Consider the following 23,273-nt stretch of genomic DNA (forward strand, 5'->3'; position numbering starts at 1 on the left):
ATATTTAACTAATTAAATTTTAAGCGATTATGGCAAATGAATTTTTCGGGCGTCAGGATCCAGGCAATCAGGGCGCACCAAATGAAGGCGTAAACATGTATGGTAAAATGTGGGGTTATGAATATTTACCATACGAAGACCCGGCAAAAGTAAATCCACAAGAACTTGCAACCTTCCCCAAGCTGGTAAGGAAAGACATCTCACATCACCATCCACATCATCATCATCATTACGATCAGAGTAAACACATTACAAGAACTGATAACCATCCTGACAAAGACGGTTATATCTAAAGGTAACAAAACTCATTAACCATGTAAAAGGCTGTTTAAACAGCCTTTATTTTTGCCCTGAATCTAAATCCTGAAAAATGAATTATACTCAAATACTCGGACTCATTGCCGCCATATTGACTACCGGAGCCAATATACCCCAAGCAATCAAGGTTATAAAAACCAAGTCTACAAAAAGCCTTTCAGCAGCTACATATGCCCTGCTTTTTGCCGGAATGATATCATGGGTTATATATGGCATATTACGTAAAGACATTCCCATAATATTAGCTAATGCTGTTGCCGGTAGTCTGTGCGGAATAATACTGTTTATGAAACTGTTTGTAAAAAGCAAATCAGGTTAAGTCTGCATTAACAATTAAAACCAACATAACTAATTAAAAATAAATTCATTACCTTATGCTTCCAAAAAAATATCACCATGAACCAACCAGACAAAAACCTCAATAGCTACAATCAGGATGAGGTAGTTTTAAATTCTAGTGAAAAGCAAATTCATGCAGGCAACGAATCAAGACACAGGAGAATAAAGGAAAAATTCAGCCCGGGCTTACAGCACGAGTATAACCCTGAAGATTTTTGTACCGACTAATTCAATCGTGTTTAAGAATAAATTCTTGACTGCTTTATTTTTGTTTTTACCCTACCTGTTTCCATATAGCTTTTAAAGGCAGCTATATCATCACGTATGGTTTTTTCAAAAGCCGGAGTAAGCAGTTTGGCTATTTCCTGCCCCATAGCACCAAACGGTGCGTGATAGGAAAAAGTAATATGTAAAAGTGTACCCAACTCTCCGACATCCTTAAACTGTACTTTCCCTGCATTCTTAATTTCGGCTCCCGGTAATGACTGCCAGCCTATAAAACGGTTAGCTTCCTCCCCTACAATTTCTGCCTGCCATTGTACAGTACCCAGTCCGCCAGGTAGTACAGCAACCCATTCAGATGTTGTATCACTTAACATTTCCACACTTTTAAGGTGATCCATAAAAAGAGGCAAATTATCTAGGTTTCGCCAAAAATCAAACACCTCATTAATAGGCTTATCAATCACCATTCGGGTATGTATATTCACGTTTGAGTTATGCCTGTAATTTTTATCCAACAGTCGATGTCCTAATTCGCTTACCGGACAAAAACCACTAATACCCCTAAACAACATAAAAGCTGCAGCCCCATATTCAGCTACTCCTCTTTTATACCTTAGTGAATCGTATAAAAGATAACTACCTCCCAATACCGATACCAACTGTTCCATCACGCTAATGTTCTTTTTAACAGCAGGCAGGTTTATTTCATCTAGCTTTTTCATAGGTATGTATTGTTTACCTTAAAAATACTAAAGCTCAAAACAAACTCTTATCACTTTAACACAACCTTAGTAGCACAAAAACGGATATAAACCAAGCAACCACCTCATTATTAATTATTGACACTTTTCAAAAGACATTTTTACACAGTTCATAAATATCCTTATTAAAATATACTATATGTTTAAATTTTATAATGAATTGATATTATAATACATGAGCAAAAGGTCATTTTTACCTACATTTACTTTCTTATAAAAATTACCATGCAAATACTACAAAAAACTCTTTGTTTACTATTGGTTTCTGCATTAGCACTATCTGCAGGCAAACCTACTTCAAAACCCAACTTATACATTACACAGGGGCGTACCGATAAAACCGAAGACAACAGGATAATACTGGTAGGACCGGGATCATCTGTTACCTTCAGCTATAAAGGTTCTCAATGCACCATTAATGCACAGTCACTTAACAACTACAACCAGTATGATTATATAGTTATTGAAGTTGACGGTAAATACATGGGGAAAGAAAAAGTAAACATCAAACCCGGTAATGTTTTTATAAACATACCAAGTGGTGAAAACGACATTCATAAGGTAACGGTTTACAAAGCTACCGAGGCCGGAAACGGAAGCATTATATTCTCTGGTGCCGAAGGAGATATCGTAAAAACCAAAAAAGAAAAAGGAAAAAAGAAAATCGAATTTATAGGTGATTCCATTACCTGTGGTATGGGCAACGAAACCGAAGAGATTCCGTGTGGTACGGGCGAATGGTTTGACCAACACAATGCTTATTTTGCATATGGCCCAGTTACATCAAGAACCCTTGATGCCGATTTCGTATTAAGTTCGGTTTCCGGTATCGGTATTTACCGTAACTGGAACGACGAGCATGAAAAGGAAAAAATAATGCCTGATGTATACGAGAACATCTACCTGAACAATTCTGACAAAACAGTTCCTTATAAATTCGGGTTCAATCCCGATATTACCTGCATTGCGCTAGGCACTAATGATTTCTCTGACGGAGATGGCAAAAAGGAAAGGCTTCCATTCAATACCGACAAGTATGTGGAAAACTATGTAAACTTTATTAAAACCATTTATAGTCACTCCCCTAACACACAAATCGTATTATTAACCAGCCCAATGGTTAAAGGAGAAAAGGCCAAGGTTTTTACCAACTGTCTTAAACGCGTACAGGCAGCTTATAAGGACGATAAAAAACATAAACCAATCCAGGTTTTTGAATTCAGCGACATCACTCCTCACGGTTGTGGTTACCATCCTGATATAAAAGATCATCAGGAAATGGCAAACGAGTTAGCTCCATTCTTAAAATCACTTTTAAATGAATAAAATAAGCTTTTACCTGTCGCTTTTCATCCTGCTAATTACAGGAACTGCAAAAGCAAATGTATTACTACCTTCCTGTTTTTCAGACAACATGGTACTGCAACGCAACAGCGAAGTTACTATTTGGGGATGGGCAAGCCCTTTTGAAGATGTTACCCTTACTGTAGGATGGTCTAAAGAAGAAATTAAAATCAAGCCCGATAATCAGGCCCACTGGGAAGTAAAACTTAAAACTCCTGAAGCAGGCGGACCTTACACCCTGCATTTTAAAGGATACAATGAACTTACCATTAAAAACATAATGATTGGTGAGGTATGGTTCTGTTCGGGGCAGTCAAACATGGAATGGTCAGCTTCAATAGGTATAGACAATGCCGAAGCTGAAATTGCAAAAGCCAATTATCCGAACATACGTTTCTTTACAGCTCCAAAAATAGCGGGTACCTCACCTCAAATGAACATTGTGGGCAACTGGCAGGAATGTACTCCTGAAACCATGAAATACTTTAGTGCTGTAGCCTACTTTTTTGGTGAGCGTTTACAAAAGGATTTGAAAGATGTTCCAATAGGGCTTATTAACTCCAGCTGGGGTGGTACTCCCGCAGAGATTTGGATGCCTGAAGATTATATCGCCAAAGACCCAGTACTTGCCGAAGCAGCCGCAAAACTTACTCCGGTTACCTGGGGGCCTACAGAACCGGGACGCACCTACAACACTATGATAAATCCTTTTGTTGGCTTTAAGCTGGCAGGTGCTATATGGTATCAGGGAGAAAGCAATGTAGGTAGTACTGTATACGATAAAACACTGGCAGGACTTATCAAATCATGGCGTAAGGCATGGGGCGATGATTTCCCTTTCTATTTTATACAAATAGCGCCGTTTAACTATGAGAACGATACATACGGTGGTGTAATAATACGTAACTCACAACGCAAAGTACTTAATGAAGTTCCTAAAACCGGGATGGTGGTTGTAGGTGATGTTAGCCCTACCGATGATATACACCCACGTGATAAGAGAACCGTAGGCGAAAGGCTGGGTAACCTTGTATTAAAATCACAATACGGTATTGATACAGGAGTGGTATATGGTCCGCTTTATAAAGACATCACTATCAGTAAAAACAAAGTAACCATACGTTTTGATTATGCCGAAGGACTACATTTTTCTTCAAAAAAATCAGAACTGTTTGAAGTAGCCGGAAAAGACGGTAAATTTTACCCTGCAACTGCAACCATAAAAAACAATACTGTAGTAGTTTCATCCAAAAAGGTAAAAGAACCGGTTACTGTACGTTATGCATGGCACAACACCGCTAAGCCCGATTTATTTAACGGTGCAGGATTACCGGCCTCATCTTTTTTAAGTGAATAATTATGAAACGGACTTTATTGATACTTGCCGTGCTTACTGTTTGCACCGCTAATGCTCAAAAAAAGAAATTAATGGATAAAAAACAGGATATAGAACAAAGAGTGGATGAACTCCTGACCAAAATGACCCTTGAGGAAAAAGTAGGTCAAATGAATCAATATAACGGCTTTTGGGATGTAACAGGTCCGTCACCAAAAGAAGGTAACGCTGCCACAAAATACGAACACCTGCGTAAAGGATGGGTAGGCTCCATGCTTACCGTTCGTGGTGTAAAGGAAGTGCGTGCTGTACAAAAAATCGCGGTTGAGGAAACCCGCCTGGGTATTCCGCTTATTATAGGTTTTGACGTAATACACGGTTATAAAACATTAAGCCCTATACCACTTGCCGAAGCTGCCAGCTGGGATATGGATGCTATAAAGAATTCTGCTAAAACTGCAGCTTCTGAAGCAGCTGCTTCGGGTATCAACTGGACCTTTGGCCCTAATGTTGATATTTCACGTGATGCCCGCTGGGGACGTGTTATGGAAGGTGCCGGAGAAGACCCGTTTTTAGGAAGCCAGGTGGCAATCGCCCGAGTAAAAGGGTTTCAGGGAGACGACCTTTCCAACCCGCTTACCATTGCAGCCTGTGCCAAGCACTTTGCCGCTTATGGCTTTGCAGAAGCCGGTAGGGATTATAACACAGTGGATATTGGTAACGCTACATTATACAACACTGTACTACCTCCGTTCAAGGCGGCTAATGATGCCGGAGTGCGTACTTACATGAACTCATTTAACATTCTTAACGGAGTTCCTGCAACAGGAAATAGCTTCCTGCAAAGGGATATACTGAAAGGGAAATGGGGTTTTGACGGTTTTGTTATTACCGACTGGGCATCGATAAGGGAAATGATTGCCCACGGATTTGCTCAGGATGGTGCCGAAGCCAGCGAAAAAGCAGTTAAAGCAGGTGCCGATATGGATATGGAATCTCACCTGTATGTTTACGAATTGGTTAAACTGGTTGAAGAAGGCAAAGTGGACGAAGCCTTAATTGATGATGCAGTAAGACGTATTTTAAGGGTGAAATTTGAACTTGGCCTTTTTGATGACCCATACCGTTACTGCGATGAAAAACGCGAAAAAGAAACCATATACAGTAAGGCAAGCCATGAAGCCGTACTGGACATGGCTAAAAAGTCAATTGTACTATTAAAGAACGAAGGCAGCCTGCTTCCGCTTAAAAAGAAAGGTCAGAAAATTGCACTTATCGGTTCGCTTGCCAATGATAAAACGAGCCCGCTTGGAAGCTGGAGAATTGCTTCAGATGATAATACGGCTGTATCGGTACTGGAAGGTATGCAGCAGTACAAAGGCAACACATTAGTGTATGAAAAAGGCGCCGACATAACCATTGGTAAAACTACTTTCCTTGATGAACTGGTTTTCAATACTACCGACAGAAGCGGATTTGAAGCAGCTAAAAAAGCAGCTAAAGAAGCCGATGTTGTGGTAATGGTTCTTGGAGAGCACGGCTTCCAAAGTGGTGAAGGCCGTAGCCGTACCAGCCTTGACCTACCGGGACTACAACAGGAATTACTGGAAGAAATCTATAAGGTAAACCCTAATATAGTTTTGGTACTTAATAATGGCAGGCCATTAGCTTTACCTTGGGCTGCAGAAAACATACCAACAATAGTTGAGGCATGGCACTTAGGTACCGAAACCGGTAATGCCGTAGCACAGGTACTGTATGGTGATTATAACCCTAGTGGCAAATTACCAATGAGTTTTCCTCGTAATGTAGGACAGGTTCCAATTTATTATAACCAACACAGTACAGGAAGACCAACTAACAGCGACAATAATGTTTTCTGGTCTCACTACAGTGATGTGGAAAAAACTCCGTTATTCGCATTTGGCCACGGGTTAAGCTACACTACCTTTAAATATGGTACCGTTAAGCTAGACAAGAAAACCTATGCTAAAGGTGAGCCTGTAAAAGTATCTGTTGAAGTTACCAATACAGGAGATTATGACGGTAAGGAAGTGGTTCAACTATACATAAGGGATATAGCAGCAAGCCTGTCAAGACCTGTAAAAGAGCTTAAAGGATTTGAGTTGGTTCCGCTTAAAAAAGGAGAAACCAAAACAGTTACCTTTACCCTTACCGATAAAGAGCTTGGTTTCTTTAACAACGAAGGTGAATATCTGGTAGAGTCGGGAACTTTTAAAGTGTTTGTAGGCACCAGTTCTGTTGATAATCAGGAAACTGAATTTGAACTGAAATAAAATTCAGTTTCTTTTAATAATAAAAAAGCGTGGCTGTTACCACGCTTTTTTATTTACCTCTTCCATTTTTCCAATTGATAGGCGCTATCCCAAAACAGGTATTCCAAACGGCTTGCATCTACAAATGCCACAGTCATCTGCTCTCTTTGAGTATTCGTACAACTATTAGCAGCATCATCACAAAGTGTAATGGATTTCTCCACAAGCTGTCCAAACTCTTCTCCACCATAAGTGTTTATCCAATCGGCATAAGGGTTGTTTTCTTTTGTTTGTATTTCCAGTATATGATCACCCACTTTTTTATAAATCCAAAAGCAAGGTAATACAGCAGCCATACCTACCTCAACCTGCTGCATATACACCGTACTTTGCATATAATGCACATAGTGATGGCAGGTAGGCGACATAGGTACCCTGTCCCCCACGTTAAATTGTTTGAAGTAAGAATCATGTAAAGCCCTTTCGACCACTATAGCACCTTCTGAAAAGCGAATAAAATCCAGCATGGTATCTACACTTTGAGCTTTGGCGCTAATCACAGCCAGTGTTCGTGCAAAATATTCCAGATAGTGAGCATCCTGCTGCATATAGTATTTAAACTTTTCTAAGTCCAGTGTTCCGTTTGCCAGTTCGGTTATAAAAGGCATTTGGATAATATCGTTATAAATAGGCAGAATTTCCTGCCATGCTTTTTCACTCCATTTCATTTTTTATCATGGTTTGTGGGTTATAAAAATGATTTAAAGGTCCGTTTCCGTTACCTATAAGTACATCCCTGCCGTGGTATATGGCACCGTTAATATACTCCTGCGCTTGGGCAACCGCACCCTGCAACTCCTCTCCCCTTGCCAGATAAGAAGCAATAGCAGACGACAGTGTGCAGCCTGAACCATGTACATTATTGGTATCTACCTTATCGGAAACATAGGTATTTACAATTCCGTTCTTATCCATAAGGATTGAGGTAAGCTGTTTTGTTTTCAGGTGTCCCCCTTTCATTAAAAGAGCCTTACAACCTGTACGGTTTATTACCTGTCCTGCCTGCTGCATTTGGGCTACGGTTTCAATAGGCATATTGGCCAACAAGGAAGCCTCATCCATATTTGGTGTAATTAGTGTAACCAACGGAAAAAGCTGTGAAACGATTACCTCTATAGTAGCATCCTCAATGAGCTCATCACCACTGGTAGCCACCATAACCGGATCGAACACCACCGGAATATCAGGGTACTTTTTAAGTGTGGCTGCAATTACCTCAACAAGCTGCGAGGTATGTACCATTCCTATTTTAATGGCATTTGGACGGATATCTTCCATAACAGCATCCAACTGCTGCTCTACAAATTGTGCAGGGACATTATGTATACCCCTTACGCCTGTGGTATTTTGTGCAACCAGAGCAGTAATAACCGACATGCCATAACATCCCAATGCCGAAAATGTTTTCAGGTCGGCCTGAATACCTGCTCCTCCGCTGGGATCGGTACCTGCTATTGTTAGCACTGTTGGGTATGTATATTTCTTTTTCATGCTGTTTCAATTAAGTTTCGTAATGTTTGGGCAGCAATAGTTGGATTATCGGCAGCACATATTGCCGATACCACTGCAAGACAATCGGCTCCTGCCTGTATTACCTCTTGAGCATTTGTTTCATTAATCCCTCCTATTGCCACAAGAGGCTTATCTGTAATACTCTTTATCTTGGCTATCCCCTCCAACCCCCATTCGGTAACCGTATCGGTTTTTGTTGGCGTACTGAATACCGGACTTACCCCAAGGTAATCGGCAAACTGAATTTCCGTTCCTGAAAGCTGCTCCAAATATTCTACCGAATAGCCTGTCATATTACAATCAGGCCATTTCTTTTTAATTTCAGACGGAGGTAAATCGGAATTCCCTACATGTACTCCATAAGCATTACAGTTTACTGCTACTAAAGGATTATCATTTACAATAAGCGGTACACGATATCTGTCCAGTATTTCCTTTAGCCTTAAGCTGCTTTCAAGAAAATCAGGATAACTTTTGTTCTTCTCCCTTATCTGTACCAAATCGACTCCGCCTTTCACTGCCTGTTCGGCAACCCAAAGCATATCCCTGCCACAGCAGGCTTCTTGGCTTATTACCAGATATAGCTTATATGGAAACGGCTTAGTCATTTTTAATAGTTACTTTTAGATGAGTGTTGAATTCATCTTCGGTAAGATTATACAACTTATCCAGCAGATGCATTTGCAAACTACCCGGTCCTTCAGACTGTTGTACGGCAATCTCCCCAGCAATAGCAAGTAATGCCATAGCTGCTGCTGTAGCCCCTTCAGCATTATCAGGTTCACTAGCTACAAAAGCACCAATAAGAGCCGTGGCTGTACAACCAAGCCCGGTTACTTTTGTCATCATTACATGCCCGTTATCGATAAATATCTTTTGATTTGCAGAAACAATCACATCGGTAGCACCCGATATACAAACTACGGCTCCTGTATTTTCGTTAAGCCATTTGGCAGAAGCTATAGCCTCTGCAGACTGATGCGTACTGTCTACCCCTTTTGACTGTCCTCCGGCATTGGCCAGTGCCATAATCTCTGATGCATTACCACGAATTACTGTCGGTTTATATTTCAGTAGCTGTGCCACTGTAGTATTACGAAGATTGCTTGCTCCCGCCCCTACAGGGTCCAACACCCAGGACTTACCCAATTGTTGGGCTTTTGCAGCAGCCTTATACATGCTTTCAATCCAGTATTCGTCAAGCGTACCTATATTTATAACCGTGGCTCCGCAAATGCTCACCATCTCTTCAATCTCAGCATGGGCATGTGCCATAATAGGCGATGCCCCTGCTGCCAATAGTGCATTTGCCGTGTTGTTCATTACCACATAATTGGTAATATTATGTACCAAAGGGGAATTTTGCCTTAGTTGTAAAACAGATTTCCAAAGGGACTCTCTCATATTTAAGTTTTTTATGGTGCGTAAATATGGCTTAAGAGTTTCCCGAAAAGAAATCAGGATATAGAAGTGTATACAGATACGCTTTTCCCTACGCCGGTATAAACCGAATCAGGTTCAAAGGGACTCTCTCAATTCTTTACAGAATACCCCTAAAGCCAGCATCAAATATACATATAGTTATGGTGTGAATAAAACACTCAGTGTTAAAATACAAAAGGGCTTAAAAAGCCCTTTTGTATACTATGTTTATTTTTAATTAGAATCTGTTATCTCCGTCAAGCAGGTTACCCAGTCCGCCCAGTATGCTACCTTCGCCTCTTTGCTGACCTCCACCCTGAGGTGCCGAAGCATAAATTCTTCCTGCAAGCCTACTAAACGGCAACGATTGTATATATACCACACCCGGACCACGAAGCGTCGCATAAAACAGTCCTTCACCTCCAAAAATGGAATTTTTAATACCGCCTACAAATTCGATGTCATAATGCACATCTTTAGTAAAGCCTACAATACAGCCTGTATCTACCTTAAGTACTTCGCCTGCTTGTAATTCTTTGCGAGCCAGTGTACCTCCGGCATGTACAAATGCCATACCGTCACCTTCGAGTTTCTGCATAATAAAACCTTCACCACCAAACAGACCTCTGCCTAATTTTCGGGAGAACTCAATCCCTACCGACACTCCTTTTGCCGCACAAAGGAAAGCATCCTTTTGGCAGATAAAGCGTCCGCCGTATTCGCTTAGGTCTATAGGTACAATTTTACCCGGGTAAGGAGAAGCAAAACTTACTTTTCGTTTACCGTGGTATTGGTTTAAAAACACTGTCATGAACAGGCTTTCCCCTGTAAGTAGCCTTTTACCTGCCGAGAACAGCTTACCCATAACACCCTGTGTTTGGTTAGAACCGTCGCCAAAAATGGTATCCATGTGTATACCGGTATCCATCATCATAAAGCTACCTGCCTCGGCCACTACAGCTTCCTGCGGATCAAGCTCTATTTCTACATATTGCATTTCTTCACCATATATATGGTAGTCAATTTCGTGTGATGTCATTTTCTTTATTGTTTTTTGATTTGATTAATTATTAGTTGTCAAAAAGCACTATTTGTTACACCTTTAACCTAAGTTATAGAGCAGTACAAGGCTAAACACATAAAGCAGAAATATAACCAGTGTATCCCAAGCCATAAATATCCTTTTCTTCTGGTACGGGAATATAAAACCTATAATAGCCACAGCTGTCATCATCAGCACAATAAAAACCGTCATTACATTAATATCGGCAGCATCTTTTAAAAGAAGTCCCTTGGTATATAATATATCATCTATAAACAGGATGAATATATTAAATATGTTGCTTCCTAAAAGATTCCCCACAGCCATATCGGCAGAGCCCATTCTTACAGCAGCTACAGAAACGGCAATCTCGGGCAGTGATGTAGACACTGCCAAAAACAGTGTACCCACAAACGATTTGCCCAGTCCTGTTTGTTCGGCTATATGCTCGGCGAAAAACGGCAGGGAAAGCGCTACAACAATAATAATTAAAGCAAAGAAAGAGTACCTTAAAATAACCCCGTGTAATGTATACACCTCGGTATGTCCGTTATCGTTAACCTCGATACTATCTGTCGAATTTGCTTTTTGGTATCTGTATATGGTACGAACCGACATTAAATACAATACAGCAAAGCTAATACTGGTAACCCCAATAGAATGGGAAAATAATATATCGGTCTCAAAAAATAACCCAAGCCCTACAAAAGCCAGCAGTATTACACCAAATGAAGCTGCCAGTATATGGCTTTGCGAAACCTGTGAGAAAAGAGGCTTGTTTTTAGAGGTAAAAACATCCATAAACGAGAGCAGGCAAAGATTAAGGGCACAGCTCCCCAATATATCACCCATAGCCAGATCGGCCGACTGTACTATGGACACCGAACTTATACCCACCATAAGCTCCGGAAGTGATGTTACGGTAGACATTAATATCAAACCTATAAAGGCTTTACCCATACCGGTCATATCGGCCAGTAAATCGCCGTAAAAAGAAAGTTTTTTACCGGCAAAAAATATAATTGCAGCACTAACAAGAAACCCTACTATATACATTAAAATATTATGAATTATTGGTTTGTGTAAAAATACTAAAAAACATTTGCAGCCTAAAAAAGAAAAGGGGGCTTTCGCCCCCAATAACTAGTAACTATACACTTAAACACAATTTATGAAAACAATTTTGCTGCCTGAACATGCATCCAGTCGTAATTACGTTCACGTCCCAGGCTTACCCAGCCTTCTTCTTCCCAAAACTCCCACCACTTATTATACTCCGGGCGGGCAAAGGCAGCTTTATCACTACCCCAGCGAAGCTGATTGTTTATAGGGTCGAAATCAAGGGCTATACCCCATGAGTGGGTACTTAATGATGTACCTCCTCTCATAACACGGTAATTGAAGCATCCGCCAAAATAATCCAGTCGAAGCCTTTTTATTTCGGTTAGCCCGTAATAATCGTGAACTTTATTTAATACACGGAGAATACTGTCTTTTACTTTGACATGCGCCGTGATTTTAGTAACTTTTTTTGAAGTATCCCATGCCAGTACCATAGGGTAGGGTATGGCAAACGTAGTAAGGTTTTTATTTCCTGTAGGTTTTGCTTTGCCGTAAAAATCCTCTAATGCCGACTGGCTTTGCACCGGCCAGTTATTAGGGTTTACAGGCTCCCTGTCTTCTGCCCTCCAGGGTTGTGGAGTTTCACCATATAAAAGGATATATTTGAGCTGATCGTAGGCCGACTGGGTACGTTGCCCCCATAGTCCGTCTATTGGTCCGGGGTCAAGGCCTTGCTCTTTTGCATACAATTGTATAGCTCCTACCAGTTTTCTTTCCTCTTTCCAGCTTTTGGGAAGATCTTTAAGCTTATCCAGTGCGGCATAGGTTTTTTTACCTGCAATACCATCAATAGCTCCCGGATTAAGCTTTTTAAAAGTAAGGTAACGCTGTACAATCCTGATTATTTCGGGTGTGGGCTCCATAATCTGTGGGATTTATATATTAAAGTTAGGATTTTTGTTTTAAAAAATCCTATTTAATTGATAAACAGCATAAAAAAGCGATAAAAAGCAAATTAATACTCCCCATCTACATAAAACCAGCTATCTCCCTGTTTTATAAAATTAGATTTTTCGTGGTGTATTTGCCCTGTAAGGTTATTATCAATGTAATACGCTTTGAACTCAACAGTAGTTTCTGTAGTTTTTAGTACTTCAAGCCTTATCCATTGGTTGCTCCTGGACCACTCGAGCATGGCTGACTTACTATGATGCCTTCTTTCCTTTGGTGCTGTGGTTAACCATAAATAATCGGCATTTTGCACCACGTAAGCCGAATAACGGGAACGCATAAGCGCTTCGGCTGTTGGCGCTTTTTCGATGCCGTTAATATACGGCTGGCAGCAGTTAACAAATAACTTACCCGAACCACAATAACAATTTACTGAAGACATGTTTTCTATTTTGTGCAAAAAAAAAGGGCTAAAGCCCTTTTTATTATTTATTGAATATTATTTGGAGTTACTTACCTGAGTCGTTTGACTTACCTTGGTAACCATCTTCATTTTCATAGGCATCCCTCCCTGTTCCATATCTAAGTCCATACTCATTTCTCCATTGTTAACAACAGGATATTTAGTATCTATATCATAAACCATTTTACCGGTTCCATTACCAGAGCCTTTCATACTTAGACCATCTGCAAGGCTTCCATCCATAGAGATATTATGAACTACATCAAAATAAGCTTTTTTACTTTCAACTTTTTTAAGTGTATAGGTTATTTTATCATTTATTTTTACAGCTCCGCCACCAAGAGGCATATCAATAGGAACATCCTGAACAAAAGTTTCTCCTATTTTAAGGGTCTTTTTAGGGTAATCGATTTTTGTAAGCATATCTTTCACGCCTTCAAGAGCCAGCTGTTTAGCCTGTGAAGGCATATCCGGCGCAACGATAGAGTCAAAAACAGGTACAAATTCACCTTTTTTAACTTTACCATACATATCCATCTTAACATCATTGGAATTTCCCGGCATACCTTCCATTTCCATTGACATAGACATTGATGTACCCATAACAACAGGTATCATCCCATTGGTCTCTTTTTTAGTATTAATCTCCCCGTTAATAGAAATTTTCATATCCATTTTTTGGGCTCCTCCTCCATATTCCACGTCCATTTGTATATTTTGTACAGATGCCTGCTCGTACTTTTTACTTGGCAGTAACTGTATATCAAGTGTTACAGAATCCTGTGCCTTCATGGCTCCTGCCATAAGGAAAGCGGTAATAAATAATGTTGCTTTTTTCATGGTGTGTTTTAAATTAAGGCAGTAAATATACATTAAAAAAAGGGCAAAGCCCTTTTGTTATTTCTGTAATTTCTTATTGTACTCTTTTATAAGGTTAAGAGTAGTAGTATCTGTTGCAAAAACCGAATTAAGTCCCTGTGGTTCCTGCGGAGGATCGGTAGTAAAATCATCTCCTTTATTCCACTTACCGTTTTCAGGATTGTTTTTACCTATACCGCCAAAACCCCAAAAGTTAAGTCCGGCAAAAGCTTCCTTATTTGTAACGCTTTGCTCCAGCCTGCCAAAAATCGACTTATAAAAAGTGTCCCTGTTTGCTACAGATGCCTTTTTATCAAGGCTCTCCCCTTCACGCGGAAGTCCAAACTCCTCAAGCACTATAGGCTTGTTCAGTTTTTGCGCCACAGCGATATGGTCGTTAATATACTGTTGGGCATTAGCAATGGCAACAGGCAGGGTTTCTTCGGCATTTTCATGCTTAAACCATCCCCAGTTTTTAGGCCATATATGCATTGTAAGGTAATCTATTTTAGGATTGTTGTGCGTACGTTCATAAATAGCAATATCATCTGCCGAGCCCGCCTTACCTTCAGATCCTGTACATATTAAATGATAAGGATCCAACTCTTCTATAAGGTTTACCACATCGTTAAGCCACAATGTAAACTTCTCCTCATTATCTGCAGTGAATACCCTAGGCTCGTTTGCTACCTGCCACGCCATAATGGTATTGTCTTCGGTATACTTCTTATCGTTATAAGCGTTAGATCTTCCTAAAATAAATTTTATATGGTTTTTAAAGGCTTCCATACAAGGCTCACAGCTGTGAAACTGCTTTGTATACTCCATAAATTCAGGCCATGTATGAGGCGGAACATTAGGATTAGGAAACTCCCCCTTACCGTTCCATTCAAGATACTGCGCCATACCGCCGCTCCATTCCCAGTTATTGGTAAGGTATAATACGGCATGCATATCGCGTTTTGCCATTTCGTTAAGTAAGTAATCCAGTCCGTCTAACAAGTTATTATCATACTGACCCTGTTCCGGCTGCAGTGCCGGGTTAACCGTAAAATCCTGAGTACCGGCTTCTGCCCCCACCAAAATACGAAGGTTGTCTATACCGTACTCCTTCATCATATCCAGTTCTTTTGCCAGTCGTTCCCTGTCGCCACCTTCTTTAGCAGCAATCAGCGTTCCGTACCAGTAATTGGTTCCTATATAATGATAAGGCTTGTCCCCTTTGTACAGTTCAGTCCCTTTAACAGTTATTCTTTCGGGTGTAACAATCTCGGTTGTCGTAGCTGTGTCTTCGTTTTTTTCCTTTTTGTCTCCACAGGAAAACAATAAAGGCAACGTTAGCAAGCCTGCCAGTAACTTATTCATATTATGGTTTAGTTTAGGTTTTTAAGTATTTGTGCTGCCGATTCGGGCGTTATATCCCTTTGTGGCGTAGCCAGCATTTCGTATCCCACCATGAATTTTTTTACCGTAGCCGAACGTAACAGTGGCGGATAAAAAGCCATATGCCAGTGCCATTCGTTATGTTCTTTACCATCGGTAGGTGCCTGATGTATACCCGCTGAATACGGGAAAGAAACATCAAATACCTTATCATATATCATGGTGAGCCTTTTATAGGTTTCGGCTAAAGCTGTTTTCTCATCATCGGTCATATCGGTAATTCTTGCCATGGCACGCTTGGGGATAATCATAGCCTCATAAGGCCATGTTGCCCAAAAAGGTACTACAGCAGCAAAATGGTTGTTTTCAAAAATTACACGTTCGTCTTTTTGAAGTTCCTTTTGCAAATAGTCTGACAGTAATGTACTCCCGTGCTTTTGGAAATACTCCTGCTGTGAATGCTGTTTTTTTGAAGGCTCAACCGGAAGTTTTTGGGAAGCCCATATCTGTCCGTGCGGATGCGGGTTACTACAGCCCATTATCTCTCCTTTATTCTCAAATATCTGTACGTAATTAATTTCGGGGTCACTACCCAGAGTCTGGTATTCCTCAATCCATAAATCGACTACTTTCCTTATGTCTTCCACCTTCATTTGCGGAACCGTCAGGCTATGATCTGGCGAAAAGCATATTACCCTACAAATACCTTTTTCTGATTCTGCTTTAAAAATATCGTCTTCAACAACATCAAAATCAGGTGAATCTTTTAATAGGGCAGAAAAATCGTTGGTAAAAACATATACATCCTTATAATCAGGGTTTTGTTCTCCTCCCGAACGGGAATTACCCGGGCACAAATAACAACCGGGATCGTACTGAGGTCTTACCTCTGCCGAATGCTTCTCTACCTGCCCCTGCCACGGGCGTTTGCTCCTGTGTGGAGAAACCAGTACCCATTCTCCGGTTAAGGCATTATATCTTCTGTGTGGGTATTCGTTTAAATTCTTATCCATTTTTTATTACAGTAGCGCCATCCCCTATACTTACAGGATATACTTTCAGTTCTTTATTATATTGTTTATGATAACTTTCTCCTACCTGTTGGATTACCTCATCAACAGCATCTGTTTTTATAAGGTTAATGGTACAGCCACCAAAACCGCCTCCCATTAATCGTGCACCTAAAACATTAGGGTTATCGCTTACTGCCGAAACCAGAAAATCTAATTCTTTACAGCTTACTTCATACAGGCCTCTTAATCCTGCGTGGGTTTCAAACATTTTTTGCCCAACAGCTTTAAGGTTCCCTGCTTCAAGAAAAGCAGCTACCTGCTGTACACGCTGGTTTTCTTCTACCACATAGCGGCAACGGTTATATACAACCGTATCATTTGGATATACATACTTATCAAGCATTTCGAGAGATACATCACGAAGACTGTCTACCAACGGTACATATTTTTTTACCATAGCCACACCTTCCTCACATTGTTTTCTTCTCACATTATATTCTGAAGATGCCAGGGAGTGTTTAACATCACTATCAAACAGCAAAAGACTTGCTCCTTCAAGTTTTAAAGGCTTGTATTCGTGTTCCAGCGAGCGACAGTCCAGTTTTATAAGGCTATCTTTCTTACCAAATACACTCGCAAACTGATCCATTATACCACACTGTACTCCTGCAAAATTATGTTCGGCCTTTTGGGCGATTTGCGCCAAAGTGCTTTTATCCAAACCTGCATTAGTATAGGCATTTAAAGTTACCGCAACAGCACACTCTAAAGCCGCCGAAGATGATACCCCTGCCCCAATAGGAATATTGCCTGTAAAAACGGCATCAAACCCCTTAACCTGTAAACCTTTTTTAATAAAACCATCCACTACACCTAAAATGTAATTGGCCCAGGTTTTATTATCTGTTTTGGAGAGGTTTTCAATTGTTATTGAAAAATCCTGTTTCATATCCAGGCTTTTCAGGTTAATGGTACTGTCCTCCCTTGGGGTAAGTACAAAGTACATTCTTTTATCTATAGAGGCAGGCATAACAAAACCGTCATTATAGTCGGTATGTTCACCCAAGAGGTTAATTCTGCCCGGAGCAAAAGAAACGATACTTGTTTCTTTAATAAACTGTTCTAACGATGCCGGAAGCATCTTTGTCTCTGTCATATCCATTTATTACTGTGGTAAAGTATACATATCAGGAATATCGTTTTGTAATACGCTTCCTGCTTTGTTGGCAAAAGTTACAAAATCCTGAGTATCTGTTTGTCCCGCCGGCGGAACATAATACCCATCCTGTGAATTTGCCCAAAACATTACAAACGCCAATTCCACATCATTGCTAGTCATTGCGCTGTAAATATAATCAGAAAAGAAATGGTCAATAGGACTATTTAAAGAATTTATTTGAAATCCGGTTTCTGTCATTGCTGCGATTTTAACCTTTTCCTTCGCCAAATCAGAAATCATTTTAAGTTTAGCATTTGCTGTTACTGCTCCTGCTGTACCCTGATTGTTAAAATCACCATAGTTATCCATACCCAGTATATCCACATAGGCATCACCCGGGTAACGGTTTAAATACTGACTCTCTGTTGTGTAGGAATTATCGGGAGAGAAGGCATAAATCACATTATGCACCTGTTTTGTATCTCTTAAATATTCTACCGTAAACTGCCATACCTGCTGGTATTGTGCCGGAGTACAGTAAGCACTGCCCCACCAAAACCAATTTCCGTCAAACTCATGGAACGGCCTGAAGATTACAGGTATAAGCTTATCATTATTATCCTTAAGGTTAGAAAGTACACTGGCAACCTTATCCAGTTTTGCTTTGTAATAGTCGTGGTTTAAACCTCCCGGAAGTAAACTGGGGAAAGCATTGTACTTTTGGTAGTCGGTCATATCACTGGTATAAAAGCTCTCACCTTCAAAAGGTTCCCTTAAATGCCAACTGAAAATATTTACCATTCCCTTACTGTAAGCTTCCTTAACATCATCTGTAATCAGGATTTCCTGCTGATAGAACCAGTTATCAGGCTGCTCATTATTCTGGTCATCGGTAATAAACATAAAATCAGACCCCAGTAAAGCCGGGTCATTGCCTGTTGCCTTTTTCATGTCTGAATCTCCCGCATCATTATTATAAAAACCATTAAAGGCATCCTGCTGACCCACTAAAAACTGTGTTTTTAAAAGGTGGTATAAATTGTAGAATAAAGCTACGGTTTCATCGGTAGCATTGGCATCCACCATATAACTGCGTACATTGGCTATGGTAAGTTCGTCAACGGTTTCAACGGGCTCATCAATTGTTCCTTCTGTAGTTTTATTGTCACCGTCTGACGAACAGCTTATAAAAGTTATACATGTAAGAAACAATGCCGCAAGTACTGAATTGTAATTCGATTTCATAGTAGTTTCGTTTAGGAATAAGTGGTTTTTCAGGGCAGAAAAACCACTTATTTTATAATGTGTTAGGTTTTTGAAAATTAAGATTTCAAACGTTTTCGAACTACTTGTTTTTTGTCAAAAAGACGTACTATTCCTTCAATTAAGGCAGTCTTTTAATAAGTTCTATACATGCCCTTGAGTTATGGTACGGGCATTTCCAAAAACCGGCCTTATCTTTTTCTATAAGCGAATAATCTTTATTCACTCCCCAAACCCATTCACCGTTGGTTTTATCGAGTATATACTCCTGAACAAACTCCCAGTTCTTTTGGGTAAGGTCAAGGTATTTTTTATCTCCTGTTAGCTGCCATGCATTCACTAAGCCAATCCATAATTCTGACTGTGGCCACCAGTGTTTTTCCTCAATCATGTGGTTGTTGTGCATTTCCAGTTCATACCACAAACCACCGTCATTATCCAGCCCTTCAAGAGCACCTTCGGTAAGCACCATAGCATGCCTTTTATAGATAGCTGTAAGGTTTTCATCTTCTATAACTTCGGCACACCATTGCAGCAACCAGGCTGCTTCAATATCATGTCCGTAAGAAACAACAACTTCCTTCTCTACCCATTCCTCATTAAAAAATAATCGCAGGTGTTTAGTATCGGTATTAATAAAATACTTATCTATGGTTTCGAGAAGATTTGCCGTTACCTGTTTTAGTTTTTCATCCTTCCACACCCTGTACAGGCTAGCATAAGCCTCCACAATATGCAGGTGCGTGTTCATGGTTTTTTTCTCATTGGCATCCTTATCACTAAGACGCAAATCATCTATGGGCTGCCAGTCTCTTGTAAAGGCTTCAAAGTAGCCTTTATGTACCGAATCAAAGCTGTGTTCTTGTATTTTTTTATACAAGGCAATAGCCATTTTAAGCGCCTCTTCATTTCCGGAAGCAGTATAAAATTCAGACAAGCCGTATATGGTAAATGCCAATGCATAAATTTGGTTTTTGGTATCGTTTGGAGTTCCGTCATAATTCAGGCTCCAAAAAATCCCTCCATGTTCCCTATCATAAAAATAACAGGCTATATAATCAAAAGCCCTTTCGGCCATTTGCAGGTGTTCCTTATTTTGAGTGATAGGATAGGAAGCAGAAAATGCCCATAAAATACGGGCATTTAGTACTGAACCTTTCGGGTCATTATATTGTTTTGTCTCTGTATAGTCAATGGTTCCAATAAAGCCTCCGTTCTTTTCGTCTATTGCATTGTTAACCCAATAGTCCAAAATTGAGCGTAGCTCATTGTGCATTTGTGACTTTAATTCCATTACAAAAACTTTTTGTTGTTTTCTACCTGAGTAATAATTGTATTTACCGATCCTGCTGATGTAAAAGTATCTTCCGGTGTGTTCATTACATAATCCACCAGCTTATCTACTGTAGAAACCGCCACGTGCATACGCGTATCTGAAGAAGCATAATAAATATATACAGTACCGTTTTCATCTGCTACCCAACCGTTAGAGAATAATACGTTAGAAACGTCACCTACTCTCTCTTCTCCTTCAGGTCCCATAAAGTGACCTGCCGGCTGATGTGTTACTTTAGAGATATCGTTAAGATCTGTCATGAACATATATAGCGTATAACGAAGCCCGGCAGCAGTGTTACGAACACCGTGCGCCATATGTAGCCAACCTTTTTCTGTTTTTATAGGTGCAGGTCCAAGTCCGTTTTTAAGTTCATATACCGTATGATATACTTTACCACAAATGATTTTCTCATCCTGAACAACCGGATTTGTCATATCGTCAATAAAACCAAGACCTATTCCGCCTCCGCTACCCACATCAATAAAACCATCCTGCGGGCGTGTATATAAAGCATACTTACCGTTTACAAACTCGGGGTGAAGCACCACATTACGCTGCTGTCCTGTATTAGATACTAAATCAGGTAATCTTTCCCAGTTTACCAAATCTTTAGTCCTTACAATACCTGCATTAGCAACTGCTGCACTGGTATCGCCTTTTGGTGCGTTAGGATCTTTTCTTTCTGTACAAAAAATACCGTAAATCCATCCGTCTTCGTGCTCAATAAGCCTCATGTCATACACATTGGTATCCGGCTCATCAAGCTGAGGGATTACACACGGCTTTTCCCAAAACTTAAAGTTATCTACGCCGTTAGGGCTTTCGGCAATCGCGAAAAACGATTTCCTGTCTACTCCTTCTGTACGTACAGCCAAAATATACTTACCATTCCATTTCATGGCTCCGGCATTAAAAGCAGCATTCATACCAATGCGCTCCATGCCAAACGGATTAGTTGCCGCATTAAGGTCATATCTCCATTCTACAGGAGTATGGGCTGCCGTAACTACAGGGTTTTTATATTTTGTATAAATACCGTTGGTATCTTCTACCGGGGTATTTTTTCTTTCAATCAGTTCCTGATGTTTTTTAACCAGGGATTCATAGTTAGGTATTCTTACCTGGTTGTTTGTAATCATCTCACTAGCCATATAATAATCTATATTAAATTCAAGTTTTCGTTTTTCTGTTCTAGAAGTCGGTAAGCCTGTTCCACCAGGTTCGTTTCATTATCAGTACTATTACTATCATTAGTCCCAGCACTATGGCAAAACCTGTCCATTTTGAAAGTATAAAATACATAGGGAGTAATGTTAACAGTATCTGTCCGGTAATACCCATAGCTACGTTTGCCATGTTGACACCAAAGTTTTTGTTTTCAACAATAGTAGGATCCTGAGCCTGAGCTGCCTCTTTAATTGGTTTCCAGAAGCCCCAAGGCCTTACTGTTTTATAGAAGTCTATAAGTGTTTCCTGATTTGTAGGAGGTGCCGCATAAGAACCTATCACACAAGCCACAAACTGAATAATGATAAATACAGGGAAGTAATACAACATACGGGTACCGTCAAAATAATCGGTTACACCGCTTACTGATAATGCCGGAGGGATGGCGCTGGCGATAATACCCGCAAGCATTCCCCAAAAAAATCCGTTTGAATTAAAGCGCCACCAGTACCATTTAAGCACATTGGCACATACAAACCCGCCGTAAAGTCCGGCAGTAATGATATTGAAGATCATGTTTACATCTTTAATCAAAAGACCTAAACCAACACCCAGTATAACCATCACTGTACCCGACAGGTAACTCATGGTGATGATTTTTTTTCTGTCGGCATCCGGTTTTATAAATTTCAGGTAAATATCATTTACTAAGTAAGCCTGCCCTGCATTAAGCGTGCCGGAGAAATTACTCATAAACGCCCCAAGGAATCCTGCAAGCACAAGCCCTACCAGTCCCACGGGAAGATATTTATTAATTACAGCCGGCATTATACTCTCAAAGTTAATTCCGTCAGCAGTTTGTCCAAGGGTTAAATCTTTAAAGTAAAGTATTCCCAGTATACAAAGCCCCATTGTCATAAAGTAACGAATAGGAAGCAGGATAATAGAAATGAATCCGCTCATCTTACTGGCTTCTTCCGGAGACTTAGTACTTAATATCTTCTGGCAATCGTAGTTTGGTGCAGGTCCGGCTAAACTTTTAAGCACACCCGAGAAGAACATCATCCCAACAATAGCCGAGAATAGTTTGTACCCATCCTTTTCCAGTTTTACCTGTGCATCAGCAAGGATGTTTTGCCATTCAAGCCCCAATTCCCAGCCAAACATAGGGCTATCCCATCCTACGGGCATCATATCTTTAATTGCTATTCCTGAATCAGCTAAATGCATCATGGCGATACTACCCACAAACAGCGAACACACAATCATAATCATGTACTTGATAAAGTCGGCCAAAACGATGCCGTGCATCCCTCCTACAATACTGTAGAATGTAGCCACAAGACATATACTTACACCATAGAATTTTGCCGTAAGATCTTTTGCTTCATACAGAGCTGTTTCATAAGCCGGAGTTCCAACCTGGAAAGCATTCACATGCTGATCAAGGAAAGGAAATACTTCTTTTACACTTTCATAAGGAATAAATATCTCCAGGAACTCACCTACACCCACAAAAGCATAAGCCATATAGCCCACACACAGCATAAGTGCAAAAACAACCACCACAGCATGGCTTTGCTTTACCCCTTTATCGCTAAGCCCAAAACGGGTACCCAGCCATTCGGCTCCGGTAGTGGCATTACTCCTCCTTAACCATTTACTAAGAAAAACCATTAGAAACACCTGATTGAAAACAGGCCACATCCATGGTATCCAAACACTTTTAAAACCATATAAAAAGGCCATACTCACTAAAAGCATAGTACCACTAATATCAAACATATCACTGGCATCACTTAGCCCAAGCATGTACCACGGAAGTTTTTTACCTCCCATAAGGTAACTGTCCTTACTCTTTTTTGCACGGTTTTTCATAATGATTCCTATAACAATCATCATTAAAAAATACAGTGCTATTATTGTTAAGTCTATCGCTGTTAATCTCATATCTTGAAATAGCTGCTATTACAGCTTTTA

23 protein-coding genes and 1 riboswitch are annotated in these 23,273 nt (G+C 40.2%); of the genes, 6 read left to right on the top strand and 17 right to left on the bottom strand.

The genetic code is table 11. The features are described 5' to 3' along the window. The first annotated feature begins 29 nt into the window (after window positions 1-29). From ABS768_RS14150 to ABS768_RS14160, 3 genes are all read left to right on the top strand, one after another. Window positions 30-293 (top strand): hypothetical protein, encoded by a 264-nt coding sequence (locus ABS768_RS14150; RefSeq protein ID WP_408075595.1) that lies wholly within the window; start codon window positions 30-32, stop codon window positions 291-293. A gap of 77 nt (window positions 294-370) precedes the next feature. Continuing rightward, a complete protein-coding gene (locus ABS768_RS14155) occupies window positions 371-637 on the top strand; it encodes a SemiSWEET family sugar transporter (protein WP_157481373.1) in 267 nt (88 codons plus the stop codon). Between the two features lie 77 nt (window positions 638-714). Then, window positions 715-885 (top strand): hypothetical protein, encoded by a 171-nt coding sequence (locus tag ABS768_RS14160; RefSeq protein ID WP_408075596.1) that lies wholly within the window; start codon window positions 715-717, stop codon window positions 883-885. An 11-nt stretch (window positions 886-896) separates the two neighbouring features. Here ABS768_RS14160 and ABS768_RS14165 read toward each other — a convergent pair whose 3' ends face one another. Continuing rightward, complete coding sequence (locus tag ABS768_RS14165) at window positions 897-1,604, bottom strand: SRPBCC family protein (protein ID WP_408075597.1); 708 nt, start codon at window positions 1,602-1,604, stop codon at window positions 897-899. A gap of 264 nt (window positions 1,605-1,868) precedes the next feature. On the opposite strand from ABS768_RS14165, the gene ABS768_RS14170 reads away from it, so the two are divergent. Genes ABS768_RS14170 through bglX form a run of 3 tightly spaced genes read left to right on the top strand, consistent with a single transcriptional unit; the run spans window position 1,869 to window position 6,620 of the window. After that, window positions 1,869-2,969 (top strand): SGNH/GDSL hydrolase family protein, encoded by a 1,101-nt coding sequence (locus ABS768_RS14170; RefSeq protein WP_408075598.1) that lies wholly within the window; start codon window positions 1,869-1,871, stop codon window positions 2,967-2,969. Beyond that, window positions 2,962-4,344, top strand: coding sequence for a sialate O-acetylesterase (locus tag ABS768_RS14175; protein WP_408075599.1), 1,383 nt, complete (start codon window positions 2,962-2,964; stop codon window positions 4,342-4,344). The genes ABS768_RS14170 and ABS768_RS14175 overlap by 8 nt, the downstream gene beginning before the upstream one ends. A 2-nt stretch (window positions 4,345-4,346) precedes the next feature. Beyond that, entirely contained in the window at window positions 4,347-6,620 is a 2,274-nt protein-coding gene (gene bglX, locus ABS768_RS14180; RefSeq protein WP_408075600.1) for a beta-glucosidase BglX, read from the top strand. Between the two features lie 53 nt (window positions 6,621-6,673). Here the strand turns inward: bglX and tenA are convergent, their stop codons facing one another. From tenA to ABS768_RS14260, 16 genes are all read right to left on the bottom strand, one after another. After that, a complete protein-coding gene (gene tenA / locus ABS768_RS14185; RefSeq protein ID WP_408075601.1) occupies window positions 6,674-7,327 on the bottom strand; it encodes a thiaminase II in 654 nt (217 codons plus the stop codon). Next, window positions 7,314-8,150: a bifunctional hydroxymethylpyrimidine kinase/phosphomethylpyrimidine kinase gene (gene thiD / locus ABS768_RS14190; RefSeq protein WP_408075602.1), complete on the bottom strand. Its 837-nt coding sequence runs from the start codon at window positions 8,148-8,150 to the stop codon at window positions 7,314-7,316. Before thiD ends, tenA begins: the two co-directional genes overlap by 14 nt. After that, entirely contained in the window at window positions 8,147-8,779 is a 633-nt protein-coding gene (gene thiE, locus ABS768_RS14195) for a thiamine phosphate synthase (RefSeq protein WP_408075603.1), read from the bottom strand. Before thiE ends, thiD begins: the two co-directional genes overlap by 4 nt. Further along, a complete protein-coding gene (thiM, locus tag ABS768_RS14200; protein ID WP_408075604.1) occupies window positions 8,772-9,575 on the bottom strand; it encodes a hydroxyethylthiazole kinase in 804 nt (267 codons plus the stop codon). Before thiM ends, thiE begins: the two co-directional genes overlap by 8 nt. Before the next feature lie 68 nt (window positions 9,576-9,643). Beyond that, a riboswitch (TPP riboswitch) is annotated at window positions 9,644-9,736 on the bottom strand. Window positions 9,737-9,831: 95 nt separating this feature from the next. Then, a complete protein-coding gene (locus ABS768_RS14205; protein ID WP_408075605.1) occupies window positions 9,832-10,632 on the bottom strand; it encodes a TIGR00266 family protein in 801 nt (266 codons plus the stop codon). A gap of 63 nt (window positions 10,633-10,695) precedes the next feature. Then, window positions 10,696-11,691: a sodium:calcium antiporter gene (locus ABS768_RS14210; RefSeq protein WP_408075606.1), complete on the bottom strand. Its 996-nt coding sequence runs from the start codon at window positions 11,689-11,691 to the stop codon at window positions 10,696-10,698. Between the two features lie 113 nt (window positions 11,692-11,804). After that, complete coding sequence (locus ABS768_RS14215) at window positions 11,805-12,620, bottom strand: hypothetical protein (RefSeq protein WP_408075607.1); 816 nt, start codon at window positions 12,618-12,620, stop codon at window positions 11,805-11,807. 92 nt (window positions 12,621-12,712) lie between these two features. Beyond that, complete coding sequence (locus ABS768_RS14220) at window positions 12,713-13,090, bottom strand: YchJ family protein (RefSeq protein ID WP_408075608.1); 378 nt, start codon at window positions 13,088-13,090, stop codon at window positions 12,713-12,715. A gap of 57 nt (window positions 13,091-13,147) precedes the next feature. Further along, complete coding sequence (locus ABS768_RS14225) at window positions 13,148-13,951, bottom strand: hypothetical protein (protein WP_408075609.1); 804 nt, start codon at window positions 13,949-13,951, stop codon at window positions 13,148-13,150. A 57-nt stretch (window positions 13,952-14,008) separates the two neighbouring features. Then, window positions 14,009-15,334, bottom strand: coding sequence for a glycoside hydrolase 5 family protein (locus ABS768_RS14230; protein ID WP_408075610.1), 1,326 nt, complete (start codon window positions 15,332-15,334; stop codon window positions 14,009-14,011). A gap of 8 nt (window positions 15,335-15,342) precedes the next feature. Next, complete coding sequence (locus ABS768_RS14235; RefSeq protein ID WP_408075611.1) at window positions 15,343-16,365, bottom strand: UDP-glucose--hexose-1-phosphate uridylyltransferase; 1,023 nt, start codon at window positions 16,363-16,365, stop codon at window positions 15,343-15,345. Then, a complete protein-coding gene (galK, locus tag ABS768_RS14240; protein ID WP_408075612.1) occupies window positions 16,358-17,521 on the bottom strand; it encodes a galactokinase in 1,164 nt (387 codons plus the stop codon). The genes ABS768_RS14235 and galK overlap by 8 nt, the downstream gene beginning before the upstream one ends. A gap of 9 nt (window positions 17,522-17,530) precedes the next feature. Next, window positions 17,531-18,769 (bottom strand): glycoside hydrolase family 26 protein, encoded by a 1,239-nt coding sequence (locus ABS768_RS14245; protein WP_408075613.1) that lies wholly within the window; start codon window positions 18,767-18,769, stop codon window positions 17,531-17,533. Between the two features lie 139 nt (window positions 18,770-18,908). Beyond that, window positions 18,909-20,081: an AGE family epimerase/isomerase gene (locus ABS768_RS14250; RefSeq protein ID WP_408075614.1), complete on the bottom strand. Its 1,173-nt coding sequence runs from the start codon at window positions 20,079-20,081 to the stop codon at window positions 18,909-18,911. Continuing rightward, the gene (locus ABS768_RS14255) at window positions 20,081-21,277 is read right to left on the bottom strand and encodes a glycoside hydrolase family 130 protein (protein WP_408075615.1); all 1,197 of its coding nucleotides are present in this window, start codon (window positions 21,275-21,277) and stop codon (window positions 20,081-20,083) included. Before ABS768_RS14255 ends, ABS768_RS14250 begins: the two co-directional genes overlap by 1 nt. A 40-nt stretch (window positions 21,278-21,317) precedes the next feature. Beyond that, window positions 21,318-23,243, bottom strand: a complete 1,926-nt coding sequence (locus ABS768_RS14260; protein WP_408075616.1) for a sodium:solute symporter family protein — start codon at window positions 23,241-23,243, stop codon at window positions 21,318-21,320. Window positions 23,244-23,273 lie beyond the last annotated feature (30 nt).

The sequence above is a fragment of the Flavobacterium rhizophilum genome (genome assembly GCF_046000485.1).
In the GTDB taxonomy this organism is placed as follows: domain Bacteria; phylum Bacteroidota; class Bacteroidia; order Flavobacteriales; family Flavobacteriaceae; genus Flavobacterium; species Flavobacterium rhizophilum.

Excerpts from the sequence above, each read along its gene's own strand:
- ABS768_RS14205 (WP_408075605.1), bottom strand. The coding sequence starts at position 10,632 with ATGACATCACACGAAATTGACTACCATATATATGGTGAAGAAATGCAA.
- ABS768_RS14250 (WP_408075614.1), bottom strand. The coding sequence starts at position 20,081 with ATGGAATTAAAGTCACAAATGCACAATGAGCTACGCTCAATTTTGGAC.
- ABS768_RS14260 (WP_408075616.1), bottom strand. The coding sequence starts at position 23,243 with ATGAGATTAACAGCGATAGACTTAACAATAATAGCACTGTATTTTTTA.
- ABS768_RS14175 (WP_408075599.1), top strand. The coding sequence starts at position 2,962 with ATGAATAAAATAAGCTTTTACCTGTCGCTTTTCATCCTGCTAATTACA.
- thiD (WP_408075602.1), bottom strand. The coding sequence starts at position 8,150 with ATGAAAAAGAAATATACATACCCAACAGTGCTAACAATAGCAGGTACC.
- ABS768_RS14245 (WP_408075613.1), bottom strand. The coding sequence starts at position 18,769 with ATGAAATCGAATTACAATTCAGTACTTGCGGCATTGTTTCTTACATGT.
- ABS768_RS14215 (WP_408075607.1), bottom strand. The coding sequence starts at position 12,620 with ATGGAGCCCACACCCGAAATAATCAGGATTGTACAGCGTTACCTTACT.
- ABS768_RS14255 (WP_408075615.1), bottom strand. The coding sequence starts at position 21,277 with ATGGCTAGTGAGATGATTACAAACAACCAGGTAAGAATACCTAACTAT.
- ABS768_RS14225 (WP_408075609.1), bottom strand. The coding sequence starts at position 13,951 with ATGAAAAAAGCAACATTATTTATTACCGCTTTCCTTATGGCAGGAGCC.
- ABS768_RS14165 (WP_408075597.1), bottom strand. The coding sequence starts at position 1,604 with ATGAAAAAGCTAGATGAAATAAACCTGCCTGCTGTTAAAAAGAACATT.
- ABS768_RS14170 (WP_408075598.1), top strand. The coding sequence starts at position 1,869 with ATGCAAATACTACAAAAAACTCTTTGTTTACTATTGGTTTCTGCATTA.
- galK (WP_408075612.1), bottom strand. The coding sequence starts at position 17,521 with ATGACAGAGACAAAGATGCTTCCGGCATCGTTAGAACAGTTTATTAAA.
- tenA (WP_408075601.1), bottom strand. The coding sequence starts at position 7,327 with ATGAAATGGAGTGAAAAAGCATGGCAGGAAATTCTGCCTATTTATAAC.
- thiE (WP_408075603.1), bottom strand. The coding sequence starts at position 8,779 with ATGACTAAGCCGTTTCCATATAAGCTATATCTGGTAATAAGCCAAGAA.
- ABS768_RS14230 (WP_408075610.1), bottom strand. The coding sequence starts at position 15,334 with ATGAATAAGTTACTGGCAGGCTTGCTAACGTTGCCTTTATTGTTTTCC.
- ABS768_RS14160 (WP_408075596.1), top strand. The coding sequence starts at position 715 with ATGAACCAACCAGACAAAAACCTCAATAGCTACAATCAGGATGAGGTA.
- ABS768_RS14235 (WP_408075611.1), bottom strand. The coding sequence starts at position 16,365 with ATGGATAAGAATTTAAACGAATACCCACACAGAAGATATAATGCCTTA.
- thiM (WP_408075604.1), bottom strand. The coding sequence starts at position 9,575 with ATGAGAGAGTCCCTTTGGAAATCTGTTTTACAACTAAGGCAAAATTCC.
- ABS768_RS14155 (WP_157481373.1), top strand. The coding sequence starts at position 371 with ATGAATTATACTCAAATACTCGGACTCATTGCCGCCATATTGACTACC.
- bglX (WP_408075600.1), top strand. The coding sequence starts at position 4,347 with ATGAAACGGACTTTATTGATACTTGCCGTGCTTACTGTTTGCACCGCT.
- ABS768_RS14220 (WP_408075608.1), bottom strand. The coding sequence starts at position 13,090 with ATGTCTTCAGTAAATTGTTATTGTGGTTCGGGTAAGTTATTTGTTAAC.
- ABS768_RS14150 (WP_408075595.1), top strand. The coding sequence starts at position 30 with ATGGCAAATGAATTTTTCGGGCGTCAGGATCCAGGCAATCAGGGCGCA.
- ABS768_RS14210 (WP_408075606.1), bottom strand. The coding sequence starts at position 11,691 with ATGTATATAGTAGGGTTTCTTGTTAGTGCTGCAATTATATTTTTTGCC.